The sequence below is a fragment of the Glutamicibacter sp. TV12E genome, from assembly GCF_052441935.1.
Taxonomy (GTDB): Bacteria; Actinomycetota; Actinomycetes; order Actinomycetales; family Micrococcaceae; genus Glutamicibacter.
The window spans coordinates 3,213,981-3,238,535 of sequence record NZ_JBQVVF010000001.1 but is presented as its reverse complement, the minus strand read 5'-3'; the positions used below and the strand labels follow the sequence as shown (position 1 = coordinate 3,238,535).

The window sequence follows — 24,555 nt, the reverse complement described above, 5'->3', positions numbered from 1 at the left end:
ATTATTCTCCTTCCCCGTGTTCGACTACGACGCCGTTAACCGTGTCCGGCTGGCGGTCGTATTCTTCGCCGATGTGTCCATCGTCCATCTTTGCGAGCTGAGCCTTGAACTCTGCGTCGCTGACAACCTTCACGTTGAAGAGCATCTCGGAGTGGTACTCGCCGCAAAGCTCGGCGCACTTTCCGTCGTAGTTGCCTTCAACCTGAGGAGTCAGGTAGATGTGATTGGTCTTGCCCGGGATCATGTCCAGCTTCTGCAAGAAGGCTGGAACCCAGAACGAGTGAATGACATCGCGGCTATTCAGATCCAGCTGTACCGACTTGCCTGCTGGCAGGTACAAGGTAGGCAGTTCTTCACGAGCGCCTTCCGAGCCATCGGTGTGCAGGTGGGCCTGCGTGCCAGCGAAATGCTTCTCAGTGCCCTGGTAGGTGTAGTTGAAGTCCCAAGACCACTGCTTGGCTCGAACGTCTACTACGACCTCGGAATCAACAGGCTTGTTGATGCTCTTTTCCAGGGTGTTGTTGAAGCTGAAGAAGACTAGAACAAGGACCAAAGGAATGGCCGTGTAGAAGATCTCCAATGGCATGTTGTAGCTCAGCTGGCGGGGGTAACCGGTGTCGGTCTTGCGGCGACGGTAGGCGATAATGCACCAAAGCATCAAGCCCCAAGTCAAAATACCGATGACGACCACGGCGATCCACGAGTGAACCCAGAAATCCTGGATTGCAGCTGTGTGGTTAGTGGTGTCACGCTCCACGTTTGGGAGCCAACCGCGTTTAGCCTCCGCTGAACATCCCGTCAACAGCAGCGCGCCGGCGCCGACTAAAGCCAGAACTTTGGCTTTAGCAGACCCGCGACTGCCGGTTCGGTCTTGCGAACTCACAGACGGCCCTTCCTCTTTGTTGGTGCAGAATGTGGTCTTCATAAGTCACCTCGTGGTTTAACGTGTTGCACAGTGAGGTGGCTTACGAAGGGAAACATAGTTTTACTACTTAACGTAGAGCTTACCCTCTTCGGGGTCAGAATGCCGAAAAACGCCGCCGTTCTAACGAGAAATTTCTTCAACGTTTGAACAGCGGCGTTAGTTCCCTTGGGCCTAGTGGAAGGAGTCTCCACAGGCGCACGAGCCGGAGGCGGAAGGGTTATCGATGGTGAAGCCCTGCTTGGAGATGGTGTCTTCGAAGTCGATCGAGGCACCGGCTAGGTAGGGAACGCTCATCTTGTCGACGATGACCTCTACGCCGTCGAAATTGCGAACAGCGTCGCCGTCGAGCATGCGCTCATCGAAGTAGAGCTGGTAAATCAGGCCTGAGCAGCCACCTGGCTGCACGGCGATGCGCAGACGCAGATCGTCGCGGCCTTCCTGCTCCAACAGCGAACGCACCTTTTCGGCGGCCACGTCGGAAATATTTACCTCGTGGGTTGGCAACTCGGTTGGGTCGCCCTTGGTTTGGTCAACAGCTGCAGTCATGATTTCCTCCCATACTGCTCGTTGTGGCGTCTGCATCAGGTTTGCCCTGAAGCATCGCCCCTGTTCTTGCTACTATCCTACGTCGCTACGGCGAGGATTTCTCCCCTTGTGTCACGGCGTATGACACGCTTCATAGTCCTTCGGCGTTGATCCTGGCCAGCAACAGCGCTTCAGCCTCAATTGCATGCTGGAAGTCGCCAAGGTGCAGGGATTCATTCGCCGAGTGGGCTCGGGAATCTGGATCCTCGACTCCAGTCACGAGGATCTGCGCCTTCGGGAAAACCTCAAGCAGATCAGCGATGAATGGAATTGATCCACCCAATCCCATATTCACCGGCACAACACCCCAGGCTTGTTCAAGAGCCCAGCGAGCAGTGTCGTTCGCCGAAGCTTCCAGATCGGCCTTGTAGGCATTGCCGGCTTCTGTGGCCTTGAAATCCACCTGCGCACCGCGCAAGTCGACTCCCCTCACATGCGCCTCCAGCGCCTGAAGTGCCTTGGCTGGATCCTGGCCCGGTGCCAAGCGCATTGAAACCTTGAATCGAGTTTGCGGAATCAGGGTATTCGACGACTGGACAACGGTGGGGACATCCATTCCAATAACGCTCAGCGCTGGTTTATTCCACAAGCGATCGGTGATTTTTCCAGTGCCGGCCAATTCGAATGAATCCAGGACGCCTGAATCATTGCGGAACTGCGCTTCGTCAAAGTCGACTTCGGCTGATTCATTGGCAACAAGGCCGGCAACGGCAACAGCGCCGTCTTCATCGTGGAAAGTGGAGATGAGCTTTGCCGCGAGGAGCGGGGAATCCAATACTGGGCCGCCGAACATGCCGGAATGAACCGCATGCTTGAGCGACCGCACGGTGATTTCAGCGGCACACATCCCGCGCAGCGAACTCGTGAGCGCCGGAGTGCCGACAGCCCAGTTGCTTGAATCGGCCACAACGATCACGTCGGCTGCGAGCTTGTCCTGATGCGCTTCGAGGAAGTTGCGGAACGACGGCGAGCCTGCTTCCTCCTCCCCCTCGAAGAAGTAGGTGACGCCGAGGCCAAAATCTTTTACGAGGTCCAGCACCGCGCGCAGAGCTGCGATATGGACCATGATTCCGGCCTTGTCGTCCGCTGCCCCACGGCCAAAGAGGCGGTCGCCGATCTTGGTGGCCTCGAATACGGGGGTATTCCAATCTTTTTCGCTGCCCGGAGGCTGCACGTCGTGGTGGGCGTACAAAAGGACGGTTGGCTTGCCTGGCGCGGCCTTGCGCCGGGCTACGACTGCCGGGGCGCCCATGGCGCCGTTTTCGGCAGGTTCACGCAAAATCTCCACGCTCTCCATTCCTGCATCCCTGGCCAGTTCGGCAACGGCTTCTGCCGACTTTTCCAGGTTCTGCGGATCAAAGGATTCCCACGCAATGCTGGGAATGGAAACTAAAGCCTTGAGTTCATCGAGGATCTGCTCGAAGTTCGTATCAATGTGGCCTTTTATTGAAGAAATATCAACACCGTTCGTAGCGGCGTCGAAGACAGAATTTGTGCTCATGTCTTCAGCCTAGCAATTCATTGCGTATCGAATGTCACGCAACAAGCTAATTCCGGCTAGGATAGAGGGGTGTTTGGACGTAAGAAGGATGAACCTCAATCCCCCGTAAATGTACAGCCCGTAGAGCAGTCATCGGAATCAGCCGATGGACGCAAATCGGGGCCAACGCCCAAGCGCAGTGCGCAGCAGGCGAATCGTCAGCGACCTTTGGTTCCGACTGACCGCAAGGCGGCCAAGGAAGCGGAGCGACAGCAGCGAATTGAAGCTCAAAATCGCTTGCGCATAGCCAATGAATCCGGCGACGAGCGCTACCTCATGCCACGCGACAAGGGTGAGCAAAAGCGTTATACCCGTAATTTCATCGATTCTCGCTGGATGTTTGGCGAGTTCATGATGTTCATCATTCTGGCATTCTTGGTAATTTCGCTTGTATTCCAGAGCAACCTTCAAATCCAGGTGTTCGTTCAGCTGGCGCTCTGGGTTGTTATCGCCTTGATCATCCTTGAAGCAATCGTCACGTCGATTCTGCTCAAGCGCCGTCTGGTGGCCAAGTTCGGTCACATGGAACGCGGAGTTCGCATGTACGCGGCGATGCGTGGAATGCAGTTCCGCAAGCTTCGCTTGCCTAAGCCGCAGGTTGCACGCGGGGCCAAGGTCGACTGATTAACCTTAATTTAGCAATAGAGGCAAGCGCATTCGAGCTTGCCTTTTTTGCTATGTCCTGTCGATTTTGAACAAGATAAAAACTTTGTAAATTGGATTACAATGTTTTAGCTCGCATGTCATGCAATTCCCTACACGCTTTTTGCCTCGTGCGCTCCCCCTGCATTTACTGAGCGGATCTTCTTGTAGCGGCAGATACAAAGCCTGATCCCGATCCTTCTTTGCATCCCGCTCCTGCCTTAACGCAGATCGGGGCTGGAGAACGATGGCGTTCTCCAGCCCCGAAGCTTTCCAAGACGGTGCGAGTGGAATCTCGATCGCTCTAGAGCATGCGCTCAAGGTCCTTGTTGATGGAGCGAGCCCAGAACGGGCCTTCATACAAGAATGCAGTGTATCCCTGCACGAGGTCAGCGCCCGCGTCCAAACGATCCTTGACATCTTGTGCGCTTTCTACGCCGCCGACGGCAATGAGCGCCATGTCAGCAGGTACGAGCGAACGAAGCTGGCGTAGCACGGCCAGGGAACGCTCCTTTAGCGGTGCTCCAGACAATCCGCCAGCACCAATTTCTTCAACCTTTGCCGCGTCGCTCTTCAAGCCGTCACGGGTAATGGTCGTATTTGTCGCGATGATGCCATCGAGCTTTAGCTCTATTGCCAGCTGTGCCACGTCCGAGACATCCTCATCGCTCAGATCCGGAGCAATCTTCACTAGTAATGGAATGTGCCGTCCGGAGACTTTGTCGGCAAGCTCTCCTACTTCGGAAAGCAATGGACGCAAAGATTCGACGCTTTGTAGCAGTCGAAGGCCAGGGGTATTAGGGCTGGAAACGTTGACCACCAAGTAGTCTGCATGAATGGCCAGCTGGCGCGTCGAGGCGAGGTAGTCCGCTACAGCGTCGTCAAGCTCAACTGCTTTGGTCTTACCGATGTTGACGCCGATGACCGGCCGGGTCTGCTGGTAATCGCCCTTCAAGTGCTGGCGCGCGCTGGCAACTCGAGCTGCAACACGCTCAGCGCCTTCGTTGTTGAATCCCATGCGATTGATTACTGCACGGTCTTCAACGAGGCGGAAGAGCCGAGGCTGCGGGTTGCCTGGCTGCGCCTGTCCGGTTAAGGTACCAATTTCAACGTGGCCGAATCCGATATCGCTGAGCGCAACGATTCCGGTAGCACCCTTGTCGAATCCGGCTGCCAGTCCGAAAGGCGACGGGAAGTCGATTCCCATGACCGTTCTCTTCAGTTTCGGCGCAGGAGCGAAAAACTTGCGGGCCGCTTTGGTGAGCCCAGCACGTTGCGCGATCTTGATGGCATTAAAAGCAAAATGGTGAGCCTGTTCAGGATCCATCTTGGTGAACACGTGCTTGAAGACCAATGGGTATATGCGCATGAAACCATTTTCCCGTGAAGAACCCGAAACAGACAACTTGAGATGAGTAGTATTCAAGATATGAAGGAGCACATCATCCGCGAAAGCGACGCGTGGCCTGATTACCTGGCCTCAACGCCGGCCGGCGAGTGGTCTCAAGATCTTTTGGGCGAGTCGTTCGAATGCCAAAGTTTGGACTTCGGCGATGATGATGAAGGGCCCGCAGTAGCAACCCTGGTTCACTACCGTCCTCGGGGAATTCGAAACAAGCTTGGGCGCAAAGCACGGGGCATCGTGCTCAGCGTGCACGGGTGGAGCGACTATTTTTACAACCAGGAATTAGCGTTCTTCTGGCATGCCCAGGGCTATCACTTCTACGCCGTTGATCTGCGCCGGCATGGCAGGAGCCTGAGATCAGAACACCAGCTGCCAGGCTACGTCGACGATCTGGCGGTTTTTGACGAGGATCTCGATGCGGCGCTGTCCGTGATGAAATCCGAGCATCCGGCCCTGCCCATTGTCGCCCAAGGCCATTCGACCGGCGGCCTGATCCTGAGCCTGTGGATTGCCCGCAAGAGCCCCGGAATCGCTGCGCTGGTACTGAATTCACCGTGGCTGGAGTTCCAGGGAACAGCGTTCTTGCGCATACCCATGCACGGGCTCATGGAAGCGATAACAAGAACAAATCCCCGACGCAAGCTGTTAGGTCCGGAATTTGACCACTATTGGCAATCCCTGAGCACTCAAGCGCACGGCGAATGGGACGTTCACCGGCTGTGGCGGCCGCGCCTGGCATTCCCCAATACGGCTGGATGGCTCAAGGCCATCTTCGATGGGCATGCCCACGTTGCCAAGGGCCTGAATCTTCGCTTGCCGATCCTTGTCATGACTTCTGACAAAACCCGCATCGGAACCAGCTATTCGCCGGATATGCAGCATTGCGATTCGGTGCTTGACGTTCAGCAAACCCGCCTTCGCGCAGGAAAGCTGGGAAGCTTCGTCACGCTGTGCGAAGTACCGGGCGCCATGCACGATGTTTTCACGTCAGCCGAGCCAGCCAGGGCAACTGCCTATCGGGATCTGGCCTTGTGGCTGCGATTGGTCGGCAATATCCGGAAATAGGCCCTAAGCCTGTGGCTTGTCGATTGCGCCACCATACCGCCGGTCGCGCTTGGCGTACTCCTCGACGGCGGTGAACAACGTGCGGCGGTCGACGTCTGGCCAGAGCTGGTCGAGGAACACCATTTCTGCGTACGCAGACTGCCAGAGCAAGAAATTGCTGGTTCGCTGTTCGCCACTGGTGCGCAAGAACAAGTCGACGTCCGGCAGTTCAGGTGCATGCAGGTACTTGGCGATGGTCTTCTCCCCCACCGCGCTGGCGCGCAGTTTCCCTGCGGCAACATCTTTGGCAATAGCGCTCACCGCATCGCCAATCTCCGCACGCCCACCATAATTCACGCACATGGTCAGCTGGCACCCCTGGTTGGCCTCGGTGAGCTCTTCGGCGGCACGCAATTCGTTGATCACGGACTTCCACAGCCTGGGTTCGCGTCCAGACCAGCGAATGCGCACGCCCCAAGAATTCAGCGTATCTCGCTGGCGGCGCAGGACGTCGCGGGAAAATCCCATCAGGAAGCGCACCTCGTCCGGGCTCCGCTTCCAGTTTTCGGTGGAGAAGGCATATACCGAAACGTACTTGATGCCCATTTCGACTGCTCCGGCCATCACTTCAAGGAGGGCTGCTTCACCCGCGCGGTGGCCTTCGGTGCGTGGCAGGCCGCGCTGATTGGCCCAGCGTCCATTGCCGTCCATCACGATGGCCACGTGCTCAGGGACCAGCTCCCGGGGAATTGCAGGCATGCGAGGATTCGCTGGATGCGCGTATGGCGCTACGGGACCTCGCCGGCCGGTGATCTTCGGAAGTTTTTTCAATTTCTCTCCACGAGACGTAGGGAATTCACTGCACGCTCAAGGTGCCACTGCAAATAGTTTGCCACGATGTCTGCTGCCTGCTTGCGTGCTCGAGGGCCGGCCTCGGCAACGCTGGCCCAGTTGCCTTCGAGCAGCGCCTGCAGATAGTCAATGGTGATCGGATGGGGCGACAATGAACCTGGCGGACGGCATTCCGCGCAGACCACTCCGCCCAGCTGGATATGCACGGCCTGATGCGGGCCGGGCTTGCCGCACTTGACGCAATCGGTAAAGGATGGGGCCCACCCTGCCATCGATAGCGCGCGCAATATATAGGAATCCAGCACAGCGCCGGAATCCACGCGCTGCTTGGAGAGCAGGGCGATGGCTCCATGGAACAGCCGATATTGCTGCAAGGTGGAGTCGCCTTCGGCCTCGAGCAGCTTTTCGGCAATCTCGGCCATGGCGTTGGCAACGGTGTAGCTCGGATAATCTGCCACCAGCAATTGCCCGTAGGAATTGCGAAGCTGCGCCTGGGACACGATGTCCAGGTTCCGCCCCATCACCAGCAGGGCTTCGACCTCCATGAACGGCTCGAGGGTTGCACCCAGCCGCGATGACGTTCGGCGAACTCCCTTGGCCACCGCGCGGACAATGCCCTTGGGCGTGAGCAAGGTGATGATGCGGTCCGCTTCTCCCAGCTTGTGGGTGCGCAAGACCAAACCACGCGTGTGGTAACTCCTGGAAGCAAAACCTGATCGGGACACGGAGAATATTCTCCCACTACCGCAATCAAAGTGCGCAATCTGGACGATTGCCGGTGTCGCGAGGATGCTGCGGGAAAAAAGTGCACGCCATGCCAAAGGACATTGCCTTCGCCATGGCGTGCACTTGTTCTAGAAGGGCTGGCCTCTTTAGGCAGCGTCGCGGATCGCGCGGTTCACTGCCGATACCACGGCCTTGAGTGCTGCAATGTTCGTGTTGGTGTCCATGCCGATGCCCCAGAGGATGCGATCGCCAACGGCGCATTCAACGAAGGCTGCGGCACTGGCGTTGCCGCCTTCGCTCATGGCGTGCTCGGTGTAATCCAGGACGCGCAGGTCCACGCCGTCGTCGTTGAGCATTTTCACCAGCGCAGACAGTGGACCGTTGCCCTGGGCAGTGCGTTCATGGGCCACGCCGTCGATGATCAACTTGGTATCCAGCTGGAAGCTGCCATCTTCGGCAGAAGTTGCCGTAGCCGAAGCGATCTCGTAGTAGCCCCATGAATCCATGCCTGAATCCTTGGCAACTGGCAGGTATTCGTCCTGGAAGACATTCCAAATGCGCTCCGAGGAGATTTCGCCTCCTTCGGTGTCGGTCTTGCGCTGGATGACGCCGGAGAACTCGATCTGGGCACGGCGTGGCAGATCCAAGTTGTAGTCGTTCTTCAGCAGGTACGCGACACCGCCCTTGCCGGACTGCGAGTTCACGCGGATCACAGCCTCGTAGGAGCGGCCGATATCCTTCGGGTCGATCGGCAGGTAGGGAACGGCCCAAACCAGCTCGTTGATGTCCTTGCCCTCGGCGCCGGCCTTGGCTTCCATCGACTCCAGGCCTTTCTTGATGGCATCCTGGTGCGATCCGGAGAAGGCCGTGAAGACCAGGTCGCCACCGTAGGGGCTGCGTTCTGGCACGGGCAGCTGGTTGCAGTACTCAACGGTGCGGCGGATGTGGTCCATATCGGAGAAGTCGATTTCAGGATCGATCCCCTGGCCAAACAGGTTCATGCCCAAGGTGATCAGGTCGACGTTGCCGGTACGCTCGCCGTTGCCGAACAGGCAGCCTTCGATGCGGTCCGCGCCGGCCAGGTAGCCCAGTTCTGCCGCGGCCACGCCGGTGCCGCGGTCGTTATGCGGGTGCAGCGAGAGGATGATCGAATCGCGGTTGGCCAGGTTGCGGTGCATCCACTCGATTGAGTCCGCGTAGACGTTCGGGGTAGCCATTTCCACGGTGGCTGGCAGGTTCAGGATCATCTTGTTTTCCGGGGTGGCTTCCAGGATTTCGGCCACGGCCTCGGAAATGCGCTTGGCGAAGGCCAGCTCGGTGCCGGTGTAGGACTCCGGCGAGTACTCGTAGGTGATCTTGGTGCCGGACAGCTGCTCTTCGTACTTCTTGCACATCCTGGCGCCCTGGACGGCGATGTCCACGATGCCGTCCTCGTCCTGGCGGAAGACGACTTCGCGCTGCAGGATCGAGGTGGAGTTGTACAGGTGGACGATGGCCTGCTTGGCGCCTTCCAGCGCCTCGTAGGTGCGCTCGATCAGGTGTTCGCGGGACTGGGTGAGCACCTGGATGGTCACATCTTCGGGGATGCGATCCTGCTCGATGAGCTGGCGCACGAAGTCGAAATCGGTCTGCGAAGCCGATGGGAAGCCAACTTCGATTTCCTTGTAGCCCATCTGCACCAGCAGGTCGAACATCTTGTGCTTGCGCTCAGGGCTCATCGGGTCGATCAGCGCCTGGTTCCCGTCGCGCAGGTCGACGGCGCACCAGCGCGGGGCCTTGGTGATGTATTTGTCGGGCCAGGTGCGATCGGGCAGGTTGACTTCGATCTGGTCCTGGAATGGAACATACTTGTGGATTGGCATGTTCGAAGATTTTTGCATGTTTTGCATTTCGGTGTGTCCCCTAGACAAAAATAGTGCTTAGTTTGTGGGGCCAGACAAGAGCTACTCCGCGACGAGGGGTCGGCCTGTAGACCACTAGCGGTCCTTTGGATCCTCGCAGCGGCTGAGTAGTAGTAGAAGCTCGAAATGCACGAATTGAGCATAACACCGAGGATTCGGCTGTGCTCAAACTTATGTCGACGCTGTGTCACATTGTGGACAGCTGGCGTGCCGACGACCCTAGACAGCCCGGGCCTCCCGGCGAAGTATGGGAATTGAACGGTACCGGCCCAAGGAGGTTTGCGGATGAAAGCGATCATCGTCGGCGCGGGAATCGCCGGACTGGTGGCTGCACTGCAGCTGGGGCTGGCCGGTTGGCAGGTGCTGGTGCTCGAGCGCTCTGCGGCGCCACGCCGCGATGGGTACATGATGGACTTCTTCGGGCCGGGGGTCGAAGCCTCCGAACGCATCGGCCTGCACCCCTACCTGGCCGAGGCGGCCTACCAGGTGGAAGCGGCCGAATACATGGATCCGGGCGGACGGGTCACCGCCAGCCTGGGCTACCTCAAATTCGCGGATCTGGCCGGCGGCAATGTGTTCTCCTTGCTGCGCCCCGATATGGAGAGCGCGGCGCTCAAGGCTCCGGACGAGGTGCAGACAGGCCGGGTGCAGGTTCGCTACGGCGTGCACATCGAGCGGATGGAGCTTGACGGGGCACAGGTGCGGGTCTGGGCCGGAGATGGGCAGCCGGTGGAAACCGCTGACCTGCTGATCGGCGCCGATGGCATCCACTCGGCGGTGCGGGCCGCGTTCTTCGGGCCCGAGCAGGACTTCCTCAGCCCGCTGGGGATGCGCGCGGCGTCCTTCATCGTGCACGAGCCGGCGCTGAACCGGCAGTTCAAGAACCGGTTCGTGCTCAGCGACACGGTGGATTGCGCCGCGGAGATCTACGGTTTGCGCGACTCGGAGGTCGCCTCATTCCTGGTCTACCGGCAGGATCCGCAGGCCCAGCTGGACGGGACCCGCGAACGCTTGCGCCGGATCTTCGCCGGCGCCGGCAGGCAGGTGGACCGGCTGATGGAGCTGTGCCCGCCGGATCCCTATGACGATGCCGTCGCCCAGGTGCTCATGCCCTGCTGGCATCAGCGCGCCGTGGTGCTCATCGGGGACGCAGCCGCCGCGGTGTCCCTGCTGGCCGGGCAGGGCGGTGCGATGGCGGTCTGCGCGGCAGCGGCGTTGGGCGATGCCTTGGGCCCGGTCTCCAGACCGGAGCAGCTGCCGGCAGCCCTGGATGAGTATGAACGGGCGGTGCGGCCGAAAATTGCCACCGCGCAGGCTTCGGGGCGCCGGGCGGCCAACAGCTTCCTGCCGCGCCGCAAGCTGGGTCTGCTCTGGCGCCGGCTGATCCTGCGTTCCACCAGGCTGCCTGGAATGGATCGGATCATTGCCCGGCAGATCGTGAAGCGGCTGGCCAAATAGCGGCCGGTTAAGCAAAAACCGGCCGGAACCAAGTGGTTCCGGCCGGTTGAAGATGCCTCTTGGCACCGGGTGCCGTGCCGCTTAGAAGCCGAGGCGCCCAAGCTGCTTGGGATCGCGCTGCCAGTCTTTGGCGACCTTCACGTGCAGGTCAAGGTACACCTTGGTGCCCAGCAGCTTCTCAATGCCCTGGCGCGCATTGGAACCGACTTCACGCAGGCGCGAACCGCCACGGCCGATCACGATGGCCTTCTGGCTTGAACGCTCCACGAACAGCGAGACGTGGATATCGATCATTGGGTTGTTCTCTGGCCGGCCCTCGCGAGGAATCATCTCTTCGACCACCACGGCCAGCGAGTGCGGCAGCTCGTCACGCACACCTTCCAATGCGGCCTCGCGGATCAGTTCGGCCACCATTTTGGCCTCGGGCTCGTCGGTCAGCTCTCCGTCAGGGTATAGCGGCGGCCCCTTGGGCAGCTGCTCAACCAGGACGTTGGCGACCTCCTGGACCTGGAATTCCTTCACCGCAGAAACCGGGATGATGGCGGCAAAGCCATTTTCCCCGAAGTTCTGGGTGCCCATTTCGGCGACCGCGATCAATTGCTGGGCGAGCTGTTCGCGGTCCACCAGATCCGCCTTGGTGACCAAGGCGACGATCGGCTTGCGCTGCAATTGGGCCAGCTGGGTGGCGATGAACCGGTCGCCGGGGCCGATCTTTTCGTTGGCCGGAATGCAGAAGCCAATGGCGTCGACTTCCGAGAGGGTGTCTGCCACCAGGTCATTGAGCCGCTGTCCCAGCAGGGTGCGCGGGCGGTGCAGGCCCGGGGTGTCGACCAGGATCAGCTGCGCATCTTCGCGGTGCACAATGCCGCGAATGGTGTGGCGGGTGGTTTGCGGCTTGGCCGAGGTGATGGCCACCTTCTGGCCCACCAGCGCATTGGTCAGCGTTGACTTGCCGGCGTTCGGCCGTCCTACGAAGGAGGTGAATCCCGATCGGAAATTCTCCGGCCATCCGCTGGCGGCTAGCAGGTTATGGTTTTCGCTCATGTGAGGAATCCTCGTCGTTCTCAATATGGTCGGATGCGTCCGTTTCCAGGCGCTCTACATGGATCTTGCCGATCCGGTTGCGTCTGCCGGCCAGGGAGACCACGGTCAGCCTCAGGCCGTTGACATCGGCGGTGGATCCGAGCACCGGCACCGATTCCAGGGTCTTGGAGAGCAAACCGCCAACGGTGTCGACGTCTTCCTCTTCAATATGCATGTCAAAATGGTCGGCGATGTCATCGATGGCCGCAGTGGCTACCGCAAACAGGGAACCATCGGGGTTCTCGATCAGCTCGGTCCTTGACCGATCATACTCGTCATCGATCTCTCCGACGATTTCCTCCAGCAGGTCCTCGAGGGTGACCAGTCCGGCGGTTCCTCCGTACTCGTCAATGACAACGGCCAGGTGGATGGATTCCTTCTGCAGTTCCTGCAGGAGCTCCGCAGCTGATTTGGATTCCGGGACGAAGCGGACCTTGCGTGCCAGATCTGCCAAGGTCTCGGCCTGCTGCAACCCGTGGATCTCGCGAATGAGGTCCTTGAGGTAGATGATGCCTTGGATATCGTCCGTGTCCTCGCCGATCAGCGGGATACGCGAATAGCCGGAGGCGATGAACAGGTCGATTGCACTATGCATGCTCTGTTCAGCGGTGAGCACCACCATATCGGTGCGAGGCACCATCACCGAGCGGACACTGGTTTCCTCCAGATCGATGACCGAGGAAATCAGTTCCGCTGATTCCTCATCAAGATCTTCGCCTTCCGAGGCGCGGTCTACCAGGTCCCGCAGGCGCTCCTTGCCCAGGTATCCGACTTCGTCCACTCCGCCGGGGCTCAATGCCTTGGCAATGGACGCCAGCCAGTTGGTGACCGGGCCGAGCACAATGCGTAGCAGCCGGACCATCGGTGCGGTATTCTGCACCACGCTTTCCGCGTTGGAGCGGCCGTAGCGCCGAGGCGATACGCTCACCAGCACAAAGCCCAAGCCGGCCATGGCAATAGTCGATATGAGCCCGATCAGCCAGACATTTTCAATCCATTGGGCGACCAGCAGGGCGACGGCCACAGCGGAAGCGGTTTCGAACCAGATGCGCCAGAACTTGATGGCCTGGGCGTGGGTTTCGGTTTCGTCGAGAATCGCGGAGAGCGACTTCGAATTGGATTCGGCACGCAAGCGTTCTGCGGCGTGGCGGGATAGTGCGTAGAACGCTGAGTCTGCTGCTGTCAGCACGGCGGAAAACGCCATGAAGACCAGTGCGAGAATCAGCAAGAGTATTTCCACGGGGCTATTCCACCGTTTCTTTCGGTGCCGGGCGCCCGGTGTAGGCCTCCAGCAGGCGGCGTTGCAAAGTGAACATCTCTGTTTTTTCGTCGGGTTCCATATGGTCGAAGCCCATGAGGTGCAACAGGCCATGCGTTGTCAGCAACAGGATTTCATCATGGGTGCTGTGGCCGCCGGCCTTGGCTTGGCCTTCGGCTACCGTAGGGCAAATCACGATATCGCCGAGAATGCCGTTCTCCCCCGGTGCGCTGGCGGATCCCGGGCGCAGCTCATCCATGGGGAAGCTCATGACATCGGTGGGACCCTCAAGGTCCATCCACTCAACGTGCAGTGCGCTCATGGCCTCTTCGTCGATGAATACCACTGACACCTCGGTCTCGGGGTGCAGGTACATGGCCTTGAGCACCGAGTCGGCCAGTGCGCTGACGTCTTGGAGGTCGACGTCGTATTCGGTTTCGTTATTTACTTCAATGCTCATTTGCTGCGCCGTCCCCGGTTGTGTTCTTTGCGTCGTGTATCGTCCCAGCGGTCGTAGGCGGACACGATGTCAGCGATCAGGCGATGGCGGACCACATCTGATGCGTCGAGCCGGCAGACGGCGATGTCATCGATCCCTTCAAGCACGTCGCTGGCCATGCGCAGCCCGGAGATCGCGTTGTTGGGAAGATCGACCTGGGTGATATCGCCGGTGACGACCATCTTCGAACCGAAGCCCAAACGGGTCAGGAACATCTTCATCTGCTCGCTGGTGGTGTTCTGCGCTTCGTCAAGAATGACGAAGGCGTCGTTCAAGGTGCGCCCGCGCATATATGCCAGCGGCGCTACCTCGATGGTTCCCGCTTCCAGCAGCTGCGGGATGGTCTCAGGATTAACCATGTCGTGCAGCGCATCGTAGAGCGGACGCAGGTACGGGTCGATTTTTTCCGTCAGCGAGCCAGGAAGGAAGCCCAGCTTCTCCCCCGCTTCAACTGCGGGTCGAGTCAGGATGATTCGGTTGACCTGCTTGTCCTGCAAGGCGGCGACTGCCATGGCCATGGCCAGGAAGGTCTTGCCGGTGCCGGCAGGCCCGATGCCGAAGGTAATGGTCGACTCTTCTATGGCATCGACGTAGCTTTTCTGGTTAACCGTCTTGGGGCGAATGGACCGGCCGCGGCCGGAGAGGATCTTCAGGCCTAGAACATCGGTGGGAGCGTCGGGGGTCCCGGCGCTGAGCATCTTGATGATCTGCTCGATAGTCTCCGCGCTCATGCGTGAACCGCGCATCGCCAGCGATCGTGCTTCTTCGGTCACCCGCTGTGCCTTGCGGACCTGTTGCGGGTTTCCTGCCAGCACAAGGGCTTGGCCATTAGGCCGGAAATTAACCTGCGGGTAGGCGCCGGAGAGGATCCGCAAGAGCTCATCATTCGGGCCCAAGGTAGCAATCATGAGTTCAGCTGTATCAAAACTAATGGTGAGCGATGCGGACTCCGAGTCCGCTTGCGTCTTATTCTGTTCAACCTGCATGCAGTGCTTGGTGCCCCTTTGGTGAGCTTGATGGTGGTGTTGCTTTGTCCTTGGTTCCATTCTATCCAGTCATCGGGTTCTCCGGTGGAAATTCAGGCCTGAGCGTAAGAGCAGAACCTGAAAGTAGTCTTAAATGAATCTATTTCCAGCAGGTCGCGAAGATATAGATTTGGTTACGGATTAGTAGGCGCGGCTGATTTCGGGCAGATTGCGGCAACTCGTATGGCAAGCTATGACAGCGGCTCCAAAATGTTTTGCGAGCCCTAAACCGAAAAAGTTACACGGATTGGTATGTAGTGCAGTCAAGGTTCTTGCAGAAAATTCCGCGCCGAATTGGCGTTGTCGGAATTGCTGCCGCCCTCGTGATCGCCGCTGGTTGCGGCTTGAGCAATCGCGAGAGCTCCTTTGAGATGCCTTCCAGCGCAAACGCCGAGTCCTTGAACCTGCCGAGTGCCACCGACGCTGGTGAACAGATCGGCGTCGCAACCAAGCTGCCGATCTACTGGCTGGAAAATACGGATACCGGAGTGTTCCTGTATCGCGAGTATCTGGCGGATAACCGCCACAATGAGCCGATCGGCGACGCCATCTGGACCTTGCTGTCCGCGGAGCCTGCCGGACCGCATCGCTACACGCATCTGGGCGCATCTGACGAAATCGGCGTCTCGATGAGCGGAACCAACGTGATCACCTTGGATTTGCCCGCCAAGGTCTTCAGCGCACACCTCGATGAAGGCCTCTCGGAACGCTCGATCCAGCAGCTGGTCTTCACGGCAACGGCTGCAGCCTCTAGTTCCGGACTTCTGGTAGGCGACTCTGCCCCGACGGTGAAGATCCTGGTTGATGGCCAGCCGAATGCCGAGGTTTTTGACGGGCATCGGCTGGAAGACGCTTATGAGCGCAACCCCAAGTTCATGGCGCCGATCTGGATCGTGGATCCGCAGTACGGAACGGTACTGGAAGATGGCAAAGTACGGATCAATGGACGAACAACCAAGTTTGATATTGGAACCTTCTACTCCCTGCAGAAAAAAGACGCCGACGGAAAACTCACGGTGATCACCGCGCAGAAGCAGGTGATCCCCGGAAAAATTGAAAAAAGTGGCGCCTTCAGCATCAGCGAGCGGCTCTCCCCCGGTTCCTACAGGCTCACCTTCTGGGGCATGGAAACCGAATCGGATGCAAAAGTTGGCGAAGTGACTTCGGTCTTCACGGTTAAATAACCGGCGCTTGAACCGCTATATTTTTCGCTAGAACCCAAAAATTCGCGGGCACCTTTCACAAGGTGCCCGCGAATAGCCATATTAGTCAGATTTCGCCAAGCAAATGCCGGATCAATACCAGCGCTGCCGGTCCTGCGGTGGAAGCCCGCAATACGTGCTGGCCCAACAAGGCCGCATGCGCGCCAGCATCGGTGAATGACTGCAGCTCCGAATCGGAGATTCCCCCTTCGGGGCCGACGATCATCACAACCTTCTGCCCCAGTTCCGCCCCGGCAAGCCAGGTGGCGACATGCGCCGCCACCGGCTGGGTGGCCTGCTCGTGCAGCACCAGAACCAGTGCCCCGGCCTGGACATCTTCAGCAACAGCCTTCGCTAGTTCCTTGGAATGAGCAGGTGCCAGAACCTCGGGTTCAAAAGCGCGACGGGATTGCTTCTGGGCCGAGCGGACCTGGGCGCGCCACTTTGCCAGGGCCTTGTCCGTCTTGGCAGCATTCCAGCGCACGATCGATCGGTCAGCTTGCCACGGGCGCACGGCAAGCACTCCAAGCTCCACCGCTGACTCGACGGCTTGCAAATCACGTTCGCCTTTGGACAGCGCCTGCACCAAGGTGACCGGATGGTCGCTGCCCCTTTCCTGGGTGCATTCGAGCACCCTGGCGCGCAGCAGATCCTTGCCGGTGCCCAGCACTTCGACAGTAAGGCGAAGGCCCTGGCCGTCGAGCAAGTCCAGGTGCTCACCTGCCGCGACTCGTTTGACCGTCACCGCGTGATGGGCCTCTGGACCGGAGAGCTCCAAGGTATCCCCCGGACCTGAGTTTTGTGCCAATTCGGAGTCGATGACGAAGCTGTGGTTGCTCATGCTCAGCGCTGGTTCAGCTTGTCGCGCAGCCGGGAGAACATGCCACCTGAATGCTCGACGCGTCCAGCGGTCATTTCCTCGCCACGCAGCTTGGCCAGCTGCTCAAGCAGATCGCGCTGTGCAGCGTCCAGCTTGGTCGGGGTCTCCACCTGAAGATGCACGATGATATCGCCGCGCTTGCCACCACGAAGGCGCGGCACGCCCAGTCCTGGCAAGGTGACGGTGTCGCCGTCTTGCGCACCGGCTTCGACGTTGATCGGCTGTTCGCCGTCAAAGGTTTCCAGCTTGAGCTCGCAACCCAGTGCGGCTGCGGTCATCGGGAGGCTCATCTTGGCATGCAGGTCGGTCTGCGCGCGTTCGAAGACCTTGTGGCGGCGCACGTCAACCTCGACAAACAGGTTGCCATTCGGTCCACCGCCGGGGCCCGCCTCGCCCTGGCCGCGCAGCTGGATGCGGGTGCCCGAATCGACACCTGCTGGAACATTCAGCGACTTGGAGACATGCTCGCGCACGCGTCCTTCGCCGTTGCACTCCAAGCATGGGTCCGGAATGGTCGTACCGAAGCCGCGGCAGGCCGCGCAGGTCTCCACGGTCATCATCTGGCCGAGGAAGGATCGGACCGGCCGCTGCACTTGTCCGGCGCCATGGCAGATATCGCAGGTGACCGGGCTGGTGCCCTCACGGGTGCACGTGCCGTTGCAGGTCTTGCAGGTGACTGCGGTTTCCATCTCCAGCGGGTAGACAGTGCCCTTGACCGCGTCTTCCAAGTCAATCGTGATGGTGATCAGCGCGTCACGGCCCGGCTGGGTACGAGATGCCGGGCCCTGGGCCTGGCCGCCACCGAAGAACTGCTCGAAGATGTCGCCGAACCCGCCGAAGCCCTGGCCGCCGCCGCCAAAGCCCGGGTGGCCGTTGCCGTTCTCATCGCCAGTTGCATCGTAGTTCGAGCGCTTGGTCTGGTCGGAAAGAACCTCGTAAGCGCGGGTCACAAGCTTAAACTGCTCTGCGGCGTCGTCGCTTGGATTCACATCCGGGTGCAGTTTGCGTGCCAGCTTTCGGTAGGCACTCTTGATTTCCTGAGGGGTCGCGTCCTTGGCAACGCCCAGGGTCTCGTAATGCGAGCTCACGTTATTCGCCGTGTCCTTTCCTAAAAATGCAAAATTCAAAAAATGCTAAGCGTATCGCCAGCGTAGCTAGTGCGCCAAAATCTTTGACAGGTACCGGGCTACTGCCCGCACCGAGGCCATAGATGTTGGATAGTTCATGCGGGTCGGGCCGAGCACGCCAAGCTTGTTGCGCACGTCGGCACCGTAGGTCGTGGCAATCACCGCGGCCTCCGAGAGCTGCCCGTAGTGATGCTCGGTGCCGATGGCCACCGCCACGCCGCACGAGTCGGCCTCCAGCTCGGAGAAGAGCTTGAGCAGCACGACCTGTTCTTCGAGGGCTTCGAGCACCGGGGTGATGGTCAGCGGGAAGTCGCCTTCCACGCGGGCCAAGTTGGCTGTTCCAGACATGATGATGCGCTGGGTATTGGCTGCCTGGGCCATTTCTTCCAAGGCGTGCAATACGCAGTCCACCAATGGTTCGGATTGCTGCTGCGGGTTCAACCCGGCCCGGGTCAGCTTGCCGCTCAGATCAGCGAGCTGGACTCCTTCGAAACTATTGAGCAGCCACAACTTCAGATCGGCCAATTCGGCATCCGAGTACAAGCGCGCAACGGCCATCATGCGCTGGTCCACGGTGCCGTTGGAGGCAATCATGACCATCAGCACCTGGGAGCTGCCCAAGCTGAGCAGTTCGAGGTTCTTCAGCGACGCGGTGTCGTAGTGCGGCACCTGGATCATCGCCACCTGATTAGTCAATCTGGCCAAGAGCCGAACAGTGCTCTTGAGCATTTCATCCAGGTCGGTGGAGTCATCCAGGATCTTGTTGATGGCATCGCGTTCGGCCCTGGACAGCGGCTTGAGCTCGCCAATCTCATCGACAAAGCGGCGATAGCCCTTTTCGGTCGGAATACGGCCCGAAGAGGTGTGAGGGGCAGCAATTAGGCCCTCTTCTTCCAGCAAGGCCATGTCATTTCGTATCGTGGCCGCACTGACGCCAAGATTGTGCCGATCGAGCAGCGCCTTGGAACCAACGGGTTCACGCGACTGGACGTAGTCTTCCACGATGGCGCGCAAAACATCCAAACGCCGAAGCTCACTCACAACGCCACCTCCTTGGCATCCCTATCAGAAGGGTTTGGCACTCTAACCTGTCAAGTGCCAAGTCTAATACGTTCAACGGTTGCTAGCATTGGATTTCGAGCGTATTCGATCACAGCGAAAGGCAGTACGTGGCTAATTACTCCTGGGGACCGCAAGATCTCAGTGCCCCGGCACAGAAAAAACTCCGCCAGGTACCCATCGAACGCGGCATGATTCTGGAAGATGCCACCTCAGGCTGGGTTGGCGAAGTCATACGTACCGAGAAGTCCGGCGGCATGCGCATCATCGTGTTGGAGGACCGCCATGGCAAGACCCGCTCGTTCCAGGCCGGTTTCGGATTCTATCTCGAAGGCGAACCCGTCGAGTTGGTCGATCCGGTAGCCAAGGCCGCGCAGCCCAGGACCTTGGTCTCCGCTTCCGGCTCCCGTGCGGTCACCGGATTGAAGGCCCGCCAGGCACGCGCCAGCCGAATCTGGGTGGAAGGCAAGCACGATGCGGAACTCGTGGAAAAGGTTTGGGGCCACGACCTGCGTGTTGAGGGGATAGTTGTTGAACCACTGCACGGTGTTGACGACTTGGCCGGAGCCATCCGCAATTTTGCCCCTTCCCCGGATCGCCGCCTTGGCATCCTCGTTGACCACCTCGTGGCCGGCACCAAAGAGGCCCATATTGCCGCCGAGGCCATGAAGGTCCCCGGCGCTGCACAGAACGTCCTGATTCTCGGGCACCCATATATCGACGTCTGGCAAGCGATCAAGCCCGCGACGCTCGGAATCAAGGCCTGGCCTGTCATCCCCAAGGGCACCGACTGGAAAACCGGTGTGCTCCGCGCCTTTGGCTGGCCACACGAAACTGCCGAGGATATCGGTATCGGCTGGCAGCGGATCCTGTCCACGGTTTCGCATTATGGGCAGCTGGAACCACAGCTTTTGGGAAGAATAGAAGAATTGATCGATTTTCTGACCACCGAAGATTACGGTTTCCTAACAATTGACCAATAGCTGGACTTTAGCCCGGTAATGAAGCATCTGCGTGAACCGAGCCAGCTATGATGGAGAAGAAACCAGCCACAGCAAGACAAGGGAAAACAGTGACTTCACGCCAGACGCAGTCATCGGAGAATTCGCGCTTCGAAGGATCGCGAACCGCTGCGTTGCCGCTGACTCCAACCGAGGACCGGCAATGGTCGACCATGGCCCACTTCGGCGCCATTCTCGGCTGCATTCCGTCTGCCATTATTTTTGCGGTTTTTCGTGACCGAGGCGCATTCACCGCCCAGGAATCCAAGGAAGCCTTCAACTTCACTTTTCCGCTCACGATCCTGGCTATCGCGCTGAACGTATGCACGATCCTGCCCGGCATCGGCTGGCTCTTCTCCGTGCTTGCCGTGGCCCTGTGGGTCACGATGACAGTATCGGGCGCCCTTGCCGCCATTCAGGCCAACAAGGGACGCCCCTACCGCTACAAGTTCAATCTTCGCCTGATGAAGTAGCAGTTCTACCCAGGTCTAGAAATCGAGCAATTCTCGCACCACGAGGTCGGCTAGCAGCCGGCCTCGTTGCGTTAACACCAAGGTGCCAGCAAAAGCCGCCTTGGCATCAATCAGTTCATCAGCAATCAGCCCCGCGACCTTGGTGCGCCCGGTGGCATCGAGCTCACTGATTTGCATGCCGGAACTCAGGCGGGTCAACAGCATCGTTCGCTCCAGCTGGACAGCCTGGGCATCGGGGTACTCTCGGCCGTGTCCGGGTGAGATCCCTGCGTCAATGCGCTGCTGATACGCAGCTGGATGCTTCACATTCCACCAGCGCAGGCCGCCGACGTGCGAATGCGCGCCAGGTCCTGCACCCCACCAGTCGCCGCCCTTCCAGTACGCAATATTGTGCTGGCAAGCGTTGGCTGGAGTCTTGGCCCAATTGCTCACTTCGTACCAAGAGAAACCGGCGGCAGCGAACATCTCATCAGCCATCTGGTATTTCTCGGCATGGTCGTCATCGTCGATATTGGGAACCTCGCCACGGCGGATTTGCGCAGCAAGCTTGGTTCCCTCTTCGATGATCAGCGCATAGGCGGAAATATGGTCCGGCTCGTAGCTCAGCGCCGCTTCGATGCTCATGCGCCAATCTTCCAGGCTCTCCCCCGGAGTGCCGTAGATCAGATCGACACTGACATCAAGGCCGGCTTCGCGAGCCCATGCCACAGCCTGGGGTACCCGCTTGGGATCATGGGTTCGTTCTAGGACCTTGAGCACATGGGGCACAGCAGACTGCATCCCGAAGGAAACACGGGTGAATCCGCCGTCGGCCAGTTCTTGCAAGCTCTCGCGGGTCACCGAATCGGGGTTGGCCTCGGTGGTGATTTCCGCACCCGGCTTCAGGCCGAAGTCCCGGCGAATCTGACCGAGCACCGATACCAAGTCACCGGCGGGCAATAGCGTCGGAGTGCCGCCGCCAAAGAAGACGGTTTCAATTTCCCGGTGCGGCTGGCCCGAGCGGTCCATCACCTCGCGGGCAAAGCTGATTTCCTTGTTCACCGTGGCAGCATAGGTCGCCTGGCTCGAACCCGAACCCAGCTCGGTGGCGGTGTACGTGTTGAAATCGCAGTAGCCGCAGCGCACCGTGCAGAACGGAATATGGACATAAAAGGACATGGTCCGCCCCTGGGCCTCATGCGCGCATGAGGCCGGGAGCAGACCATCGGCCGGAGCCGGATCGCCGTCAGGCAGTACTGATGGCATTTACTTCTTTTTCGGCTCGTCGGTGGACAGGGCTGCGATGAAGGCTTCCTGCGGAACTTCCACACGGCCAACCATCTTCATGCGCTTCTTGCCTTCCTTCTGCTTCTCCAGCAGCTTGCGCTTGCGGCTGATATCGCCGCCGTAGCACTTGGCAAGAACGTCCTTGCGGATTGCGCGGATGTTCTCGCGGGCAATGATGCGCGAACCGATTGCAGCCTGGATCGGCACCTCGAACTGCTGGCGAGGAATCAATTCGCGCAGCTTGCCGGTCATCATGGTGCCATAGGCGTAGGCCTTGTCGCGGTGGGTGATCGCGGAAAACGCATCCACCTGGTCGCCCTGCAACAAGATGTCGACCTTGACCAGGTCGGCAACCTGCTCGCCATCGGCCTTCCAGTCCAGCGAGGCGTAGCCGCGGGTCTTGGACTTGAGCTGGTCGAAGAAGTCGAACACGATTTCAGCCAACGGCAAGTGGTAGCGCATCTCCACGCGGTCCTCGGAAAGGTAGTCCATGCCTCGCATGGTGCCGCGCCGGGTCTGGCACAATTCCATGACCGCGCCGATGAATTCACTCGGAGCAAGAATGGTGGCGGCCACCATCGGCTCGTGCACTTCCAGGATCTTTCCGTCCGGGAACTCCGAAGGGTTGGTCACGGTGATCATCTGCTTGTCTTCGCCCATGACTTCGTACACCACGTTCGGCGCGGTGGAAATCAAATCCAGGTTGAACTCGGACTCCAGGCGCTGCCGGGTGATTTCCAGGTGCAATAGGCCCAAGAAGCCCACGCGGAAGCCGAAGCCCAGGGCGACAGACGTTTCCGGCTCGTAGGTCAGGGCGGCGTCGTTGAGCTGCAGCTTGTCCAGCGCGTCACGCAGTACCGGGTAATCGGTGCCGTCCATCGGGTACAGGCCCGAGAACACCATTGGCTTGGCTTCTTCGTAGCCGCCCAATGACTCGCTGGCAGGCTTCAGGTAGTTGGTGACGGTATCGCCCACCTTGGACTGGCGGACGTCCTTGACACCGGTGATCAGGTAGCCCACTTCGCCAACGCCCAGGCCCTTGGTGGGCTCCGGGTTTGGCGAGGATACGCCGATTTCCAGCAGTTCGTGGGTGGTGCCGGTGGACATCATTTGGATCTTCTCGCGAGGAGACAGCTTGCCATCCACGACACGTACATAGGTCACCACACCGCGGTAGGTGTCGTACACCGAGTCGAAGATCATGGCGCGCGCTGGCGCTTTGGCATCGCCGACAGGCGGTGGAAGCTGCTTGATGACCTCATCGAGCAGCGCCTCGACGCCTTCGCCGGTCTTGCCCGAAACCTTGAGCACCTCATCTGGCTCGCAGCCAATCAGGTTGGCCAGTTCGGCGGCGTATTTTTCAGGCTGCGCGTTGGGAAGGTCAATCTTGTTCAGCACCGGGATGATGGTCAAGTCGCCCTCAATAGCGAGGTACAGGTTTGCGAGGGTCTGGGCCTCGATCCCCTGGGCAGCGTCGACCAGCAGGATGGCGCCTTCGCAAGCGGCCAGGGAACGCGACACTTCGTAGGTGAAGTCGACGTGACCCGGGGTGTCGATCATGTTCAGCGCGTAGGCGGTCCCATCTTCGGACTCCCATGGCATGCGAACCGCCTGGGACTTAATGGTGATGCCGCGTTCGCGCTCAATATCCATGCGATCCAGATATTGGGCCTTCATGTCGCGGGCCGAGACAACGCCGGTCAACTGCAGCATGCGGTCGGCCAGGGTCGACTTGCCATGGTCGATATGGGCGATGATGCAGAAGTTACGGATAAGCGACGGATCGGTCGCGGCAGGCACCTGAGCGGTGCGGGCCAATGGAGACACCTAAACAGACCTCACTAGCTGACTAAAAGACGTAGTTGGATTAGCCTCCATTCTGTCATGGTTTCCGAGTCATCACGTATTTCAGCCATCGGCAGCTGGTAGTTTGTCGTTCATGGCAGTGAATCCAGAGAAGATACTTAGACTCGTGATGCGCGTGTTCAAGCAGATCAATGCGACACGCTCTCGCACCGCAGGAAAGAGCAGCGCCGGGAATTCTGGCTCGCGGAGCAACCCTGGTGCCTCGTCTGGGCGCGCGAGCAACGCCGGCGCATCGGCTGCGGGCGGTTACCCGGGCGATTTCCGCGGGACGATCAACTACGAGTACCAGCCATCATTGGACGGCAACGCCGATCCGGGCGAAATCGTCTGGGGCTGGGTGCCGTACGAAGAGGACCACTCCCAGGGCAAGGACCGTCCGGTGCTGATTGTCGGTCGAGACAGCGGGTGGCTTCTTGGCCTCATGCTTACGAGCAAGGACAAGAACACCTCAAACCACCAGAATCCTGACTACATGGATATTGGAACCGGGAGTTGGGATCGGGAACGGCGTCCCAGCGAAGTGAAGCTGGATCGCATCATTCGCCTGAATGACCAGTCCATTCGCCGCGAGGGGGCCATCTTGGACCGGGAACGCTTCTCAAATGTGGTGAACGCCCTAAACGAACGAGCCTAAGTACTCGTTGTTGGGCCCCGTGTCTGATAAAGTTAATCCTTGTGTGTTGCGCAGGTTGGGCAACACGCCCCCTTCGGGTCGCCATAGGTGCCCCACACCGCTCA

At 59.4% G+C, this 24,555-nt stretch carries 23 protein-coding genes; 7 read left to right on the top strand and 16 right to left on the bottom strand.

Annotated features, from left to right (window positions below; translation table 11 throughout):
- Nucleotide 1: 1 nt before the first annotated feature.
- From ctaC to ACT7DV_RS15415, 3 genes are all read right to left on the bottom strand, one after another.
- Entirely contained in the window at nucleotides 2-883 is an 882-nt protein-coding gene (gene ctaC / locus ACT7DV_RS15425; RefSeq protein ID WP_060701619.1) for an aa3-type cytochrome oxidase subunit II, read from the bottom strand.
- A 213-nt stretch (nucleotides 884-1,096) separates the two neighbouring features.
- Nucleotides 1,097-1,471: a HesB/IscA family protein gene (locus ACT7DV_RS15420; RefSeq protein WP_444663868.1), complete on the bottom strand. Its 375-nt coding sequence runs from the start codon at nucleotides 1,469-1,471 to the stop codon at nucleotides 1,097-1,099.
- Between the two features lie 130 nt (nucleotides 1,472-1,601).
- Nucleotides 1,602-3,011 carry a dipeptidase gene (locus ACT7DV_RS15415; RefSeq protein WP_444663866.1) on the bottom strand — a complete coding sequence of 470 codons (1,410 nt, stop codon included), beginning with the start codon at nucleotides 3,009-3,011 and terminating at the stop codon, nucleotides 1,602-1,604.
- A 69-nt stretch (nucleotides 3,012-3,080) separates the two neighbouring features.
- Between ACT7DV_RS15415 and ACT7DV_RS15410 the strand changes: the two genes are divergently transcribed.
- Nucleotides 3,081-3,674, top strand: a complete 594-nt coding sequence (locus tag ACT7DV_RS15410; protein WP_444663864.1) for a DUF3043 domain-containing protein — start codon at nucleotides 3,081-3,083, stop codon at nucleotides 3,672-3,674.
- Nucleotides 3,675-3,996: 322 nt separating this feature from the next.
- Here ACT7DV_RS15410 and ACT7DV_RS15405 read toward each other — a convergent pair whose 3' ends face one another.
- Nucleotides 3,997-5,061, bottom strand: coding sequence for a quinone-dependent dihydroorotate dehydrogenase (locus ACT7DV_RS15405; protein WP_444663862.1), 1,065 nt, complete (start codon nucleotides 5,059-5,061; stop codon nucleotides 3,997-3,999).
- A 42-nt stretch (nucleotides 5,062-5,103) separates the two neighbouring features.
- On the opposite strand from ACT7DV_RS15405, the gene ACT7DV_RS15400 reads away from it, so the two are divergent.
- Nucleotides 5,104-6,162, top strand: a complete 1,059-nt coding sequence (locus tag ACT7DV_RS15400; RefSeq protein ID WP_444663860.1) for an alpha/beta hydrolase — start codon at nucleotides 5,104-5,106, stop codon at nucleotides 6,160-6,162.
- A 3-nt stretch (nucleotides 6,163-6,165) separates the two neighbouring features.
- On the opposite strand, the gene ACT7DV_RS15395 is transcribed toward ACT7DV_RS15400, so the two are convergent.
- From ACT7DV_RS15395 to leuA, 3 genes are all read right to left on the bottom strand, one after another.
- Nucleotides 6,166-6,900, bottom strand: a complete 735-nt coding sequence (locus ACT7DV_RS15395; RefSeq protein ID WP_444663858.1) for an isoprenyl transferase — start codon at nucleotides 6,898-6,900, stop codon at nucleotides 6,166-6,168.
- Nucleotides 6,901-6,968: 68 nt separating this feature from the next.
- On the bottom strand, nucleotides 6,969-7,718 hold the full coding sequence (gene recO, locus ACT7DV_RS15390; protein WP_060701626.1) for a DNA repair protein RecO: 750 nt from the start codon (nucleotides 7,716-7,718) through the stop codon (nucleotides 6,969-6,971).
- A gap of 147 nt (nucleotides 7,719-7,865) precedes the next feature.
- Nucleotides 7,866-9,608, bottom strand: coding sequence for a 2-isopropylmalate synthase (gene leuA, locus ACT7DV_RS15385; RefSeq protein WP_146275148.1), 1,743 nt, complete (start codon nucleotides 9,606-9,608; stop codon nucleotides 7,866-7,868).
- A 297-nt stretch (nucleotides 9,609-9,905) separates the two neighbouring features.
- Here leuA and ACT7DV_RS15380 point away from each other — a divergent pair, with 297 nt between their 5' ends.
- Entirely contained in the window at nucleotides 9,906-11,078 is a 1,173-nt protein-coding gene (locus ACT7DV_RS15380; protein ID WP_444663856.1) for an FAD-dependent monooxygenase, read from the top strand.
- Nucleotides 11,079-11,159: 81 nt separating this feature from the next.
- Here the strand turns inward: ACT7DV_RS15380 and era are convergent, their stop codons facing one another.
- The 4 genes from era to ACT7DV_RS15360 are packed head-to-tail and all read right to left on the bottom strand — an operon-like array spanning nucleotide 11,160 to nucleotide 14,904.
- Nucleotides 11,160-12,122, bottom strand: a complete 963-nt coding sequence (era, locus tag ACT7DV_RS15375; protein WP_060701628.1) for a GTPase Era — start codon at nucleotides 12,120-12,122, stop codon at nucleotides 11,160-11,162.
- Nucleotides 12,106-13,401: a hemolysin family protein gene (locus ACT7DV_RS15370; protein WP_444663854.1), complete on the bottom strand. Its 1,296-nt coding sequence runs from the start codon at nucleotides 13,399-13,401 to the stop codon at nucleotides 12,106-12,108. The genes era and ACT7DV_RS15370 overlap by 17 nt, the downstream gene beginning before the upstream one ends.
- Nucleotides 13,402-13,405: 4 nt before the next feature.
- A complete protein-coding gene (gene ybeY, locus ACT7DV_RS15365) occupies nucleotides 13,406-13,879 on the bottom strand; it encodes an rRNA maturation RNase YbeY (protein ID WP_444663852.1) in 474 nt (157 codons plus the stop codon).
- Entirely contained in the window at nucleotides 13,876-14,904 is a 1,029-nt protein-coding gene (locus ACT7DV_RS15360; RefSeq protein WP_444663850.1) for a PhoH family protein, read from the bottom strand. The genes ybeY and ACT7DV_RS15360 overlap by 4 nt, the downstream gene beginning before the upstream one ends.
- 311 nt (nucleotides 14,905-15,215) lie before the next feature.
- On the opposite strand from ACT7DV_RS15360, the gene ACT7DV_RS15355 reads away from it, so the two are divergent.
- Nucleotides 15,216-16,127 (top strand): GerMN domain-containing protein, encoded by a 912-nt coding sequence (locus ACT7DV_RS15355; protein ID WP_444663848.1) that lies wholly within the window; start codon nucleotides 15,216-15,218, stop codon nucleotides 16,125-16,127.
- 85 nt (nucleotides 16,128-16,212) lie between these two features.
- Here the strand turns inward: ACT7DV_RS15355 and ACT7DV_RS15350 are convergent, their stop codons facing one another.
- The 3 genes from ACT7DV_RS15350 to hrcA form a co-directional block, all read right to left on the bottom strand.
- Entirely contained in the window at nucleotides 16,213-16,986 is a 774-nt protein-coding gene (locus ACT7DV_RS15350; RefSeq protein ID WP_444663847.1) for a 16S rRNA (uracil(1498)-N(3))-methyltransferase, read from the bottom strand.
- A gap of 2 nt (nucleotides 16,987-16,988) precedes the next feature.
- Nucleotides 16,989-18,113: a molecular chaperone DnaJ gene (gene dnaJ / locus ACT7DV_RS15345; protein WP_444663845.1), complete on the bottom strand. Its 1,125-nt coding sequence runs from the start codon at nucleotides 18,111-18,113 to the stop codon at nucleotides 16,989-16,991.
- Nucleotides 18,114-18,179: 66 nt separating this feature from the next.
- Complete coding sequence (hrcA, locus tag ACT7DV_RS15340; RefSeq protein ID WP_444663843.1) at nucleotides 18,180-19,193, bottom strand: heat-inducible transcriptional repressor HrcA; 1,014 nt, start codon at nucleotides 19,191-19,193, stop codon at nucleotides 18,180-18,182.
- A 128-nt stretch (nucleotides 19,194-19,321) separates the two neighbouring features.
- Here hrcA and ACT7DV_RS15335 point away from each other — a divergent pair, with 128 nt between their 5' ends.
- Together ACT7DV_RS15335 and ACT7DV_RS15330 are read left to right on the top strand one after the other, a co-directional pair.
- The gene (locus ACT7DV_RS15335) at nucleotides 19,322-20,194 is read left to right on the top strand and encodes a DUF3097 domain-containing protein (RefSeq protein ID WP_444663841.1); all 873 of its coding nucleotides are present in this window, start codon (nucleotides 19,322-19,324) and stop codon (nucleotides 20,192-20,194) included.
- A gap of 89 nt (nucleotides 20,195-20,283) precedes the next feature.
- Nucleotides 20,284-20,685: a DUF4870 domain-containing protein gene (locus tag ACT7DV_RS15330; RefSeq protein ID WP_444663839.1), complete on the top strand. Its 402-nt coding sequence runs from the start codon at nucleotides 20,284-20,286 to the stop codon at nucleotides 20,683-20,685.
- A 15-nt stretch (nucleotides 20,686-20,700) separates the two neighbouring features.
- Here ACT7DV_RS15330 and hemW read toward each other — a convergent pair whose 3' ends face one another.
- A complete protein-coding gene (gene hemW, locus ACT7DV_RS15325; RefSeq protein WP_444663837.1) occupies nucleotides 20,701-21,930 on the bottom strand; it encodes a radical SAM family heme chaperone HemW in 1,230 nt (409 codons plus the stop codon).
- The gene (lepA, locus tag ACT7DV_RS15320; RefSeq protein WP_444663835.1) at nucleotides 21,931-23,778 is read right to left on the bottom strand and encodes a translation elongation factor 4; all 1,848 of its coding nucleotides are present in this window, start codon (nucleotides 23,776-23,778) and stop codon (nucleotides 21,931-21,933) included.
- 112 nt (nucleotides 23,779-23,890) lie between these two features.
- On the opposite strand from lepA, the gene ACT7DV_RS15315 reads away from it, so the two are divergent.
- Nucleotides 23,891-24,451: a type II toxin-antitoxin system PemK/MazF family toxin gene (locus ACT7DV_RS15315; protein WP_444663833.1), complete on the top strand. Its 561-nt coding sequence runs from the start codon at nucleotides 23,891-23,893 to the stop codon at nucleotides 24,449-24,451.
- The last annotated feature ends 104 nt before the right edge of the window (nucleotides 24,452-24,555 follow it).

Bases quoted from the DNA above. Each gene is read 5' to 3' on its own strand.
- era (WP_060701628.1), bottom strand. From the start codon at position 12,122: ATGAGCGAAAACCATAACCTGCTAGCCGCCAGCGGATGGCCGGAGAAT.
- ACT7DV_RS15350 (WP_444663847.1), bottom strand. From the start codon at position 16,986: ATGAGCAACCACAGCTTCGTCATCGACTCCGAATTGGCACAAAACTCA.
- ACT7DV_RS15405 (WP_444663862.1), bottom strand. From the start codon at position 5,061: ATGCGCATATACCCATTGGTCTTCAAGCACGTGTTCACCAAGATGGAT.
- ACT7DV_RS15415 (WP_444663866.1), bottom strand. From the start codon at position 3,011: ATGAGCACAAATTCTGTCTTCGACGCCGCTACGAACGGTGTTGATATT.
- hemW (WP_444663837.1), bottom strand. From the start codon at position 21,930: ATGCCATCAGTACTGCCTGACGGCGATCCGGCTCCGGCCGATGGTCTG.
- ACT7DV_RS15315 (WP_444663833.1), top strand. From the start codon at position 23,891: ATGGCAGTGAATCCAGAGAAGATACTTAGACTCGTGATGCGCGTGTTC.
- ACT7DV_RS15400 (WP_444663860.1), top strand. From the start codon at position 5,104: ATGAGTAGTATTCAAGATATGAAGGAGCACATCATCCGCGAAAGCGAC.
- leuA (WP_146275148.1), bottom strand. From the start codon at position 9,608: ATGCAAAACATGCAAAAATCTTCGAACATGCCAATCCACAAGTATGTT.
- ACT7DV_RS15360 (WP_444663850.1), bottom strand. From the start codon at position 14,904: ATGCAGGTTGAACAGAATAAGACGCAAGCGGACTCGGAGTCCGCATCG.
- ACT7DV_RS15420 (WP_444663868.1), bottom strand. From the start codon at position 1,471: ATGACTGCAGCTGTTGACCAAACCAAGGGCGACCCAACCGAGTTGCCA.
- ACT7DV_RS15380 (WP_444663856.1), top strand. From the start codon at position 9,906: ATGAAAGCGATCATCGTCGGCGCGGGAATCGCCGGACTGGTGGCTGCA.
- ybeY (WP_444663852.1), bottom strand. From the start codon at position 13,879: ATGAGCATTGAAGTAAATAACGAAACCGAATACGACGTCGACCTCCAA.
- ACT7DV_RS15395 (WP_444663858.1), bottom strand. From the start codon at position 6,900: ATGCCTGCAATTCCCCGGGAGCTGGTCCCTGAGCACGTGGCCATCGTG.